The sequence below is a fragment of the Vulcanococcus limneticus LL genome (assembly GCF_002252705.1).
In the GTDB taxonomy this organism is placed as follows: domain Bacteria; phylum Cyanobacteriota; class Cyanobacteriia; order PCC-6307; family Cyanobiaceae; genus Vulcanococcus; species Vulcanococcus limneticus.
The window spans coordinates 1-10,015 of sequence record NZ_NQLA01000074.1; the positions used below are offsets into that span (position 1 = coordinate 1).

A 10,015-nucleotide genomic window follows, 5' to 3' on the forward strand; every position below is an offset into this window, starting at 1 on the left:
GCTCAGAGAGTTGGCCTACGACATCAAGGGGATGCTGGCGCTGGGAGGCGTTGCGCCACTGCGTGACAAGGTCTGAGCACACTTTTAGGCAGCCCTGCCATTGCAGCGGAGGTGAGGGGCTCTGTCGGTAGCGGGGGATTCTCCTGGCTGTTCCCGTTACAGATATAAACATCACAAGCTCCAGGGGCGGGTCAGGGTTATCCGCAGAGTCGGCCCAGGCCCAAGGCTCTGCTCCATCGAGCGGCGCAACAAAGCATCACTGTCTGGCAGGAAGCGCGGAGGAACTGCCTGATCGGCTAGCTCTTCCGCGCCAGTGCAAACAGGGCGTTGGGGCCCAGGGAATCGAGGGCCTCAGCTCCAGGCGTGCAGGGGTGGATTCACACCATTCAAGGCGTGGTTGCCGACGATGGCATATTTCCAGCGCACAGGATCGTGGAGCGTGTGGACGCGGGCATTGCGCCAGTGGCGATCCAGATGATGCCGCTCCAAAGTGGATCGGGTGCCTCCAACTTCAAAGAGGCGATTTGTGGCTTCGATCGCGACCTCGGTGCTGAGTACTTTGGCGGCCGCCACAGCGAGCTGGGCATGGACGACCGTCGACTCGGAAGGTTCGGCCACAGCGCGGTCGATGGCCAAGCCAGCCTTCTCGAGCAGTGCCTGGGCTGCCTGGAGCCTGATCGTCAGATCGCCGATGATCTGGATGGTGTAGGGATCCTCCCAGGCATGGTCCACGCCGCTGTCCACCCAGGGACGGCTGCTGCCCCGAACAAAGTGAATGGCCTCCTCGATAGCACCGCGGGCGATACCTGTGTCGACAGCCACCTGGATGATCTGGAAGATCGCCCCGTCGGCCGTAGGACGGTCATAGCCCTTGTAGCCAGGCACCAGATGGGTCTTGGGTACGCGAACGTTGTCCAGCAGAACCGTACCGCTGAAGGTTGTCCGCTGGCCAAAGCTGGACCAATCGTCGATAATCGTGAGTCCAGGGGACTCGCGCTCGGCGATGGCGTACCAGGCCCGCCCCTGGTCATCAAGGGCCACGATCGGAATCAGATGGGCAAACAGTGCGCCCGTGGAGTAGAACTTGCGCCCATTGACGATGACGTCATCGCCATCCTCCTTGAAATTGGTGTCAAACTCTGCGGCGATGCGTGAGCCGTATTCGGAGAAGGCATTGCCGAAGCGGATTCCCTTGAGGACCTCTCCAAACAGCAGGCTCTGTTGGGCCTCGTCAGAGACGGTGCGAATCGCCGCCACAACTCCCAGATGGTTCTGGGGAATCTGACCCAAGCTGGAATCCGCCGCCGAGATGATCTCGATCACTTTCGAGAGTGTGGCGTAGGACAGCTCGGGCCCCCCAAAGCGCTTCGGTACGTTGATGGACCACAGGCCGCTCTGGGAGAACGCATCAAGTTCCTGGATCGGCCGCCGCCGCTCGGCGTCCCGTTGGGCCGCCTCACGGCCAAAGTCGGCCGCAAGCCGCTCGGCAACGGCGATGGCTTCCTCATCACTCTGGATGATGTGGGCCGGCTGGTCAGGCCTCTGAATGGTCGGGATCGCGCGCGCAGTTTCAGGGGTGGTGGATTCGCTGGCAATGGATGCTCCAGGAATCGGGGTTGTCGTTGTCATGGTGTTGGAATAGAGGAGGCTTGCCGAATGTCAGCAACCAAGAGTGCCAGCCCTAACGTATGCGCGTGAAAGTCAATGGGGAGTGGTAGCGCCTACACCTGCATGTGGCATGGTCCTAGGGTTGAACGCGACTGATCAGGTAGCCGAGGTTGCGGTCGAGGCGTTCCACGAGTTCGGGCTTGAGGGTGTATCCCCCATCGACCTTCTCAAATTGATCGTCCACCGCGAATACCCCCTGCTCAATATCCCGAGCCCCCAGCACTGATAGCACCGGCTTGAGGGCGTAGTCGATCGCCAGGAGATGGGAGATGGTGCCGGCCGATGCGAGGGGCAGGATGGCCTTGCCCAACAGTGCCTCCTGGGGGAGGATGTCGAGCAGTGCCTTCAGGCCTCCCGAGAAGGAGGCCTTGTAGATGGGCGTGCTGACGATGATGCCGCTGGCAGCAGCCACCTCTTCAATGAAGGTGGCAAAGGAATCGCTGCCATAGCGGGCCTGCACAAGATCATCTGCGGGATAATCGAGGATGCTGGTTTGACTGACCTCAAGACCCGCCGCCTCCAAGCCCCCACGCGCATGGCTGAGCAGGGCCGAGGAACGGGAGACGGCGGTGGGGCTGCCGTTGATGAGGAGAACGCGAGTCATGAATCAGACGCGGATGAAAGGGTTAAACTGAAAGGGTTAAACTGAATGGGCAAACCCGAAAGGGTGCAGTTCAGCCGACGGTGACCACTTCTTTGATCCCCAGCCGATGAGCTTCCAGCTCGCGCACGAGGGGTAGAACGCGGCGACCGAAGTACTCAACCTCTTCCTGGAAATGCAGGAAGCCAGATAGAATAATATCAACTCCGATGCCCTTCAGCGCCACAATCCGTTCGGCGATCTGCTCGGGCGTCCCAATCAGGTTGGTGCGGAAGCCATCGTTGTATTGCACCAGGTCCTCGAAGGTGGACTTGGCCCAGTTGCCTTCCCCCTCGGGTGACGCTTTGCCCGCATTCACGACTTCATCAGCGAAGCCCTTGACGGCGGCGGGATTGGCCTTGGCGATGATTTCGGCCAGCACTTCACGGGCCTCAGCCTCGGTATCTCGAGCAATGATGAAGGCATTGACGCCAATGCGCACCTTGTGGCCATTGGCCTTGGCCTTGGCCTGGATGTCGTCGATCTGGGCCTTCAGCCCTTCGATGGTGTTGCCGTTGGTGAAATAGACGTCAGACAGGCGGGCGGCGTTATCACGGGCGGCCCGGGAGCTGCCGCCTTGGAAGATCGTGGGGTGGGGCTTCTGAATCGGCTTGGGCTTGAGCGTGTAGTTGTCGAAGTAGTAGAAGCGGCCGTGGTACGTGAAGTTGTCTTCCGTCCAGATTCCCTTGATGGCCTCGATGAACTCGGCTGAGCGCTGGTAGCGCTCGTCATGGTCCAGCCAGGGCTCGCCAATGGCTCGGAACTCCCCGCTGAACCAGCCGCTCACGACGTTGACGGAAACGCGCCCCTGGGCCAGGTGATCGAGGGTGGCGATCTGCTTGGCCAGCACGGCCGGATGCCAAGGGCCGGGCAAGACGGCGACGATGAGATTGAGGCGCTCGGTTTCCCGCAGCAGCGCCGTGCTGAAGATCACCGGCTCATGCTGGTTGTCGGCGCCATAGCCCGCGGTAAAGCGAATCTGGCTCAGGGCGTAGTCGAAACCAGACTTCTCAGCGATCTGGGCCAGTTTGATGTTGTAGTCGATGTCCCAGCTGGTGCGCTGTTCGATATCGCTGATGACCAGGCCGCCGCTCACATTGGGAACCCAGTAGGCGAAGCGGATCGAACCGTCGCCGGGTGACGAACCATTGACGCTTGGAAGGTTGGTCATTGGGTTGGTGGATGGGGCGTTGGGATGCCGGGCATGGCGCTGATGCGCTGGGATGGTGCTGAAGAGTTGGCCAGGGATCGGTCGCTATCTGAAGCCATTCCCCCTGTTGGCGCGACTGTCCATTCGATGAACTCCATGCCCACTGCAGGCGAGGAGTCCGCCCAAGCGATGACTCCCGAGACGATCGGGACCTCAACGGAATATCCTTGGCTCTCGCAAGATGGGTGGCGCCCAGAGCTACGGCAAGGCGTGCCTGGAATTACTTCTGCAGACCTGGATCTGCAGGCGGCAATCGCCTCAGTACATCGCCCCGCTGCGGCGCTGGTGCACGGCCGTGGCGCCCTCGCCGTCGAGCAGACCGCCCTGGGTCACCTCGGCCAGCACCAGCCAGTGGTCACCGCATTCCATCCGCTGGGTGATGCGCCCCTCCAGCCAGGCGAGGGCCTCGGGCAGCAGCGGCTGGCCGCCGGGGCTCTGCTCCAGCTCCAGGCCGGCGAAGCGGTCGGCGCCGGGGGGGAAGGGTTGCAGAAACTGGCGCATCGGGCCGCTCTCGCGCCCCTCGGCCAGCACGTTGAGGGCAAAGGCGTCGCCCACATGCAGCAGGGCCTCGATCGCCCGGTCCTTGGCCACGGCGATGGTGACGCCCGGGGGCGAGAAGCTGGCCTGGCTCACCCAGCTGGCCACCATGGCGCCGCTCAGCCGCGCCGGCCCTTCGCCCTTCACGGCGGTGACCACGCTCAGGGGCCCCACGACGCGGCCCAGGGCCTGGAGCGCCGGGTTGCTGCGGCTGTCGCTGAGGCCGCCGGCGGCGCTGCGCCGCTGGGCCTTGCGCTGCTCCGTCTGCAGGCGGCGGCCCAGGGCGGTGCCGGTCTCCTCGCAGGCCTTGAGGGTGGCGGCATCGGGGCTGAACTTCACCTTGATCGGCTCGAAGGCAAAGCGGAAGCCACCGTCGCGCAGCTTGCTCTCCAGCAGATCGAGGGCCTCGCCGCTCCAGCCGAAGCTGCCGAACACGCCCACGGGCTTGCTGCGGTCGCCCTCGGCCAGCAGGGTGCCGAGGGCCGCCACGATCGGCGTGGGGGCATGGCCCCCCAGGGTGGGGGAGCCCACCAGGAAGGCGTCGCAGCCGCGGATGGCCTCCAGCAGCTGCTCGGGCGAGGCGAATTCGCAGTTGATGCTCTCCACCCGCACGCCGGTGCGGGCCACCCCCTGGGCGATGGCATCGGCGATGGCGGCGGTGTTGCCGTAGGCGCTGGCGAACAGCAGGGCCACCGAGAGCTTGGCGCGGCCCTGGCTCTCGCCCCAGCGGCGGTAGTCCACCAGCAGGCTGCGCCAGCTCTCGGCGATCGCCGGCCCGTGGCCCGGGGCGATCGTGCGGATCGGCAGCGCGTCGAGCCGGTTCAGCACCGACTCCACCTGGCGCGTCATCGGCGCCATCAGGCAGTCGTAGAAGTAGCGGCGGTCTTCCTCACTGCTGCTGCGGTTGGCCTCGGCGAAGCTGTCGCTGCAGAGGTGGGCGGCGAAGAACTTGCCGCTCATCAGCAGGCCGGTGCGCTCCTCGAAGGCAATCAGGGCGCCCGGCCAGCGGGGCGTGGGGGCAGGGATCAGGGTCAGGCGGTGGTCACCTGCCAGGGGCCTGCTCACCTCCTGCTTGACGATGTCGATCGGCGGCAGGGGCGGCAGGTCCGCCGGGGCACTGGCCTCAGCCCCCGGCGCCGCCGGCCGCTGTTGCGACCACAGCTCCTCCAGCAGGCGGGCGCCGGCGTTGGAGGCCACCAGCATCAGGGCCGGCCAGCGCTCGGCCAGCTGGCGCAGCAGGGCCACCCGGTTGGGGTTCACGTGGCCCACCACCACCTTCAGGGCCGCCTCGGCTTCCACCAGGGCCGCCAGCTGCTCCAGGAAGGGCTCCGCAAAGGAGGCGCCCGGTGGGTGCACCAGCACCGGTGGAATGCTGTGGCCGCCGGGCGCCGGGCCGGCGCTGAACAGGAAGCTGTTGGCGCTCGTGCCCCGCTCCAGGCCGTACTCCACCTCGAAGCGCAGGCGCCGGGGGCTCAGGCCCCGCAGGCACACCAGTCCCGCCTCGATCGGCAGCACCACCACGCTGCGTCCGGCCTCGGGCGCGGGGCTCTGCGGGGGGCTGTCCTGGGTGAGGAGATCGGGGGCCATGCGGAGCGGGGCTTCAGGAGGGGCGGGACGCGGCAGTCGGGGCGGGGCGGTGCTGGCCGAGTTGATTGGGGCGGGCTGGTCTGGCTGGAGTGCCTGGATCTGGGTGCCGTTGCGCTGGCTGACGCTCAGTAGTGGTTGCCCACCTTGCGGTGGTGCACGGCGGTGCTGGCCTCCGTGTCAGCCACATTGCCCTGCTCCACCTCGGCGTAGATGATCCAGTGGTCGGGGCCCTCCAGGCGCTGCACCACCCGGCAGCCCAGGTAGGCCAGGGCATCGCCGAGCACGGGGCCACCGACGGCCACGCCTTCGAGGGTGTTGACGCCGGCGAAGCGATCGGCACCGGGGGGGAAGCGCTTGAGGAAGTGGCGCAGCAGCTGCTGGTGGTTGTCGTCCCGCAGCACGTTGAGCACGAAGCGATCGCCCACCTGCATCAGGGCCTCGATGGCCCGGTCCTTGGCCACCGCCACCGTGATGCCGGGGGGGTCGAAGCTGGCCTGGGCCACCCAGCTGGCCACCATGGCGCTGCTGCGGGCCGTGGCGCTGGCGGTAGCGCTGGCGAGGCCAGTGGAGCCGCCGTCGGCGCCGGTGTCCTCCTGGCGGGCGGTCACCACGTAGAGGCCGCCGGACACCCGGCCCAGGGCCTTGTCGAGGTCGCCATCGATGGCCTTCATGGCCGCGATCGTCTTCTCGCGGGTGAGCAGCTGGCCCAGGTCAGTGCCGGCCTCCTCGCAGCGCTGGTAGTCGGCCACCTGGGGCACCTGGCGGATGCGCAGCGGCTCGAAGGCGCTCTTCTGGCCGAGGGAGCGCAGCTGGCTGGCCACGGTGTCGATCGGCTCGTCGTTGCCGCCGAAGGCGTCGTAGCAGGCGACCCACTGCTTGGGGTTGAGGGCCGCCAGCAGGGTGCCGACCGAGGTCTGCAGCTCAGCGTCGCCACCGGCGGGCCAGGTGGGCACCACCACGGCGCTGGCCTCCCCCACCAGGGCGCTGAGCTCCTGGGCGTCGGTGGCGCGCAGGTCCACCAGCTGCACCTGGGCGCCGGCCTTGCCGATGCCGCGGGCGATGGCCTGGCTGAGCCGGTCGCAGAAGCCGTACTGGCTCACGTAGCAGACGGCCGCGTAGGCCTCGCCCTTGCTGCGGCCGGCGCTCCACTCGCGGTAGTCGCCGAGCCAGAGGCCCAGGTGGTGGCGCAGCAGGGGGCCGTGGCCCACGGCCACCGTGGTGATCTCCGGCAGGGCGTCCATGCGCTTCATCGCCTGCAGCACGCTGCGGGCGTTGGGGCCCATCAGGCAGTCGTAGTAGAAGCGGAAATCCGGGGCGATGGCGCCGGGATCCACATCAAACAGGTCATCGGAGCAGTAGTGCAGGCCGAAGGCATCGCAGGTGTAGAGGATGCCGGTGCCGTGGTCGAAGGAGAAGATCGTGTCCGGCCAGTGCAGGTTCGGCGCGCTGAGGAATTCGAAGCGGTGCTGCACGCCGCTGGCGGGGTTGGTGCCCAGATCCAGCTCGTCGCCGCTCTTGACGGCCTGGCTCTTGAAGGGCCGGTGCACCTGGTTTTCGAGGAACTGGATCGCCACCTTGGAGGCCACGATCGTGATCTCGGGATTGCGATCGAGCAGATGGCCGATCAGGCCGGAGTGATCGGGCTCGGTGTGGCTCACGATCAGAACGTCGATCGCCTGGGGATCGATCTGCTCTTCCAGCAGCGGCAGCCAGGTGCTCTCGAACTTGAGGTGGCTGGTGTCGATCAGGGCGGTGCGCTCGCCCCGCACCAGAAAGCTGTTGTAGGTGGTGCCGTTGCGCAGGCCGAACTCGATGTCGAAGCGGCTGCGGTCCCAGTCGAGGGAGCGGATCGCGGTGGTGTCGGGGCCGATGGCGTCGCACTGCAGCGAGAGCCGCGGCTCGGGGGCTGCGCCGGGGCTGGTGGCGGTGCCCGTCGCGCTGGGGCTGGCCGTTGCGGTGTCTGCCATGGCTGCCGGTGCCGGTGGGGGCGACTCTAGGCAGCCCTTTCCGGGGCCTGGCCAGCCATCGGCAACGCTGATCGGGGCCATCAGCCGGCGAAGGGCCGGATCGGCTCCCGGCCGTCAGGCCAGCCAGTGCCAGTCGCTGAAGGAGGCGGCCTGGCCGCAGGGCTCGCCGGCGCCGTTCCAGAGGGTCCAGAGGCGGGCGCCGCGGATCTGGAAGCGGCGGCCGTGGCTGTCGATGCGGATGCCGGTGTAGCCGCCGAGGGCGTGCTGGCGCTGGGCCTCGCTGAGCATCTGGGCCCGGCCGGCCCGCTCGGCCGGCTCGGCCGTGAGCCGCGAGGGCAGGCCCACCATGGCCGCCCAGGGCCGGCGCCAGAGGCGCAGGGCGGCGCAGTTGGCGTAGATCAGCCGCGGGTCTGGCCCGCCGTCGTGGGCGAGCACCACCGTGGCGGCGGCAAACAGCTCCTGGGCCACAAGGGCCAGGTGTTCCCCGGCGCCGGGGTCCTGGGGGCCACGGGACCCGCCAGGGCCGACGGCGGCCTGGATCGCCGGGGTGAGCAGCGGCCGACCGAAGCCGCGCTGGTGGGAGCGCAGGATCACGGCGGCCAGGGCCTGGGCGGAGCCCTCGAGCCAGGGGGCCTCAGCCACCCGCGGCCTCGGCGCCCTCGGCGGCGCCGGAGCGCTCGGCGCCGGCGGCCATGGCGGTGGCCAGGGCCGCCTGGCCCAGCAGGGTGCCCTGGGCCTTGAGGTGCTCCACGAAGTGACGGCCGGCCTCGGGGAAGCGGGCGTCTTCAGCGAGGGGCAGGGGGCCGGCCTCATCGAGGCCGGTTTCGCCCTCCATGGCGGGGGTGATCACCACGAGCCCCGGATCGAGGGCCGCGTCGTAGCGCCACCAGCGGCTCGGATCCTTGATGGCGGCGGGGGCCGGCTGCAGGGAGCCCTCGGCGGCCGGCGCCGGGAGGCCGGCGGCTGGAGTGCCGTCCTTCTCCTTCTGGCGGGCGGCGGCCCTGGCGGCCCGCGCCTGCCTGGCCAGCAGCTCGCGGCGCTGGATCGCCAGGTCGGCCAGCAGCTGGGCGCGGGTGCGGCCGCGCATCTGGAACAGCACGAACGGGTCTTCGCTGAAGCGCTCGCCCATCAGGTAGTAGACGGCGCTGGCGTGCTTGCAGGGGTTGATCTTGTCGGGGCAGCTGCACTCGCTGCGCACCTCCTGCAGCTTGAAGGGGAAGAGGCGCCTGCCGCTGGCGGCGAAGGCGCGCTCGATGTCCTGGGGCATCACGCCGGCCAGCAGCTGGGCCGACCAGCGGGCCTTCTGGCCGAGGGCCTCGAGCACGTAACCCCAGTCCTCGTCGCTGAGGGTGTCGAGCCAGAGCTTCACCTTGTAGGGCTCCTCGCCGCTGCCCTGCACGCGGGCGTGCACGCGGCGGCCCTCGAAGCGGATCGAGAGCACGTTGCCCTCGCGGGCGTAGGCCCAGGCCCGCTCCAGGCGCTTCTTGAAGCGGTAGCCGTTGATCAGCTCCATCCACTGCTCGACCCACCAGGGCTGCTGGCCCAGGCCCTGGTCGCCGAGCTGGGTGGTGATGCCGTTGTTGGAGGGGGTGCTGGTCATGGCAAGAGTCTGCCAATGCGGGTCATCCGCCGGCCAGGAGATTGGGGCAGGGCACGGCCCATTGTTTCTGAACCCTGAGCGCCTGGTCGGTGTCGCCCCTGGCGACCAGCTGGTTCACGGAGAGCTGGATGCGCGCGCAGTTCACCTGTTTCTGGAGCTGGGCCCGCTGGGTCTTGAGGTCCTGCAGGTCCCGTTCGGCCTGTTGCCGCTTGGCCTGCTGCTGGGCATCGGCGGCCCGGTTCCGGTTCGCCGCATCCATGGCCGCGAGCTGTGCCTGGAGGGCGGCTTCCCGCTGGGCGGCGGACTCCAGTTCGCTCCGCAGGGCCGAGTCGCTCAGCTGGCGGCCCATCGCCTCGCGGTTGGCCTGATCCTGCCGACCGGCCTGTTCCTGCCGGTTGGCGAGGTCCCGCAGGGCCAGGGATTGGGCTTCGGATGCCAACTGCTCCTGGTTCCGCTGGTTCACATAGGCCGCAATCCCCACAACCACAACGATGGCCGAGATTGTGGCCAGCCAATATCTGTTGTTTCGGTTCAAGGTTCTTCGTGTACACGCCACTCGGCGTTGTAGGTGTCCGGGCTGTAGGGGGGACATCCGGGACGACAGCAAGGGGCGCCGCAGGGCCGCCCCGTTGGCTGCCGCAGGGGGTGAGCTGCCCCTAGTCCGAACCCTGAGGCACCCGGGCGCGGGCCGACACCTGGGCCTCCGGATCAGGGCTGCCTAAAAGTGTGCTCAGACCTTGTCACGCAGTGGCGCAACGCCTCCCAGCGCCAGCATCCCCTTGATGTCGTAGGCCAACTCTCTGAGC

8 protein-coding genes are annotated in these 10,015 nt (G+C 67.9%); all 8 read right to left on the minus strand.

From position 1 onward, the window contains the following. Window positions 1-351 precede the first annotated feature (351 nt). On the minus strand, window positions 352-1,629 hold the full coding sequence (locus CJZ98_RS16425; RefSeq protein ID WP_094592199.1) for an SfnB family sulfur acquisition oxidoreductase: 1,278 nt from the start codon (window positions 1,627-1,629) through the stop codon (window positions 352-354). A gap of 115 nt (window positions 1,630-1,744) precedes the next feature. Then, entirely contained in the window at window positions 1,745-2,272 is a 528-nt protein-coding gene (gene ssuE / locus CJZ98_RS16430) for an NADPH-dependent FMN reductase (protein ID WP_094592200.1), read from the minus strand. Between the two features lie 70 nt (window positions 2,273-2,342). Next, a complete protein-coding gene (gene sfnG, locus CJZ98_RS16435; RefSeq protein ID WP_094592201.1) occupies window positions 2,343-3,479 on the minus strand; it encodes a dimethylsulfone monooxygenase SfnG in 1,137 nt (378 codons plus the stop codon). A 297-nt stretch (window positions 3,480-3,776) separates the two neighbouring features. Then, a complete protein-coding gene (locus CJZ98_RS16440; protein WP_094592202.1) occupies window positions 3,777-5,642 on the minus strand; it encodes a diflavin flavoprotein in 1,866 nt (621 codons plus the stop codon). 125 nt (window positions 5,643-5,767) lie between these two features. Continuing rightward, entirely contained in the window at window positions 5,768-7,609 is a 1,842-nt protein-coding gene (locus tag CJZ98_RS16445) for a diflavin flavoprotein (protein ID WP_232756565.1), read from the minus strand. A 114-nt stretch (window positions 7,610-7,723) separates the two neighbouring features. Further along, window positions 7,724-8,251 (minus strand): MEKHLA domain-containing protein, encoded by a 528-nt coding sequence (locus CJZ98_RS16450; protein ID WP_108723321.1) that lies wholly within the window; start codon window positions 8,249-8,251, stop codon window positions 7,724-7,726. Next, entirely contained in the window at window positions 8,244-9,209 is a 966-nt protein-coding gene (locus CJZ98_RS16455; protein ID WP_108723322.1) for an SWIM zinc finger family protein, read from the minus strand. The genes CJZ98_RS16450 and CJZ98_RS16455 overlap by 8 nt, the downstream gene beginning before the upstream one ends. Window positions 9,210-9,231: 22 nt before the next feature. After that, a complete protein-coding gene (locus tag CJZ98_RS16460) occupies window positions 9,232-9,696 on the minus strand; it encodes a hypothetical protein (RefSeq protein ID WP_157911053.1) in 465 nt (154 codons plus the stop codon). Window positions 9,697-10,015 lie beyond the last annotated feature (319 nt).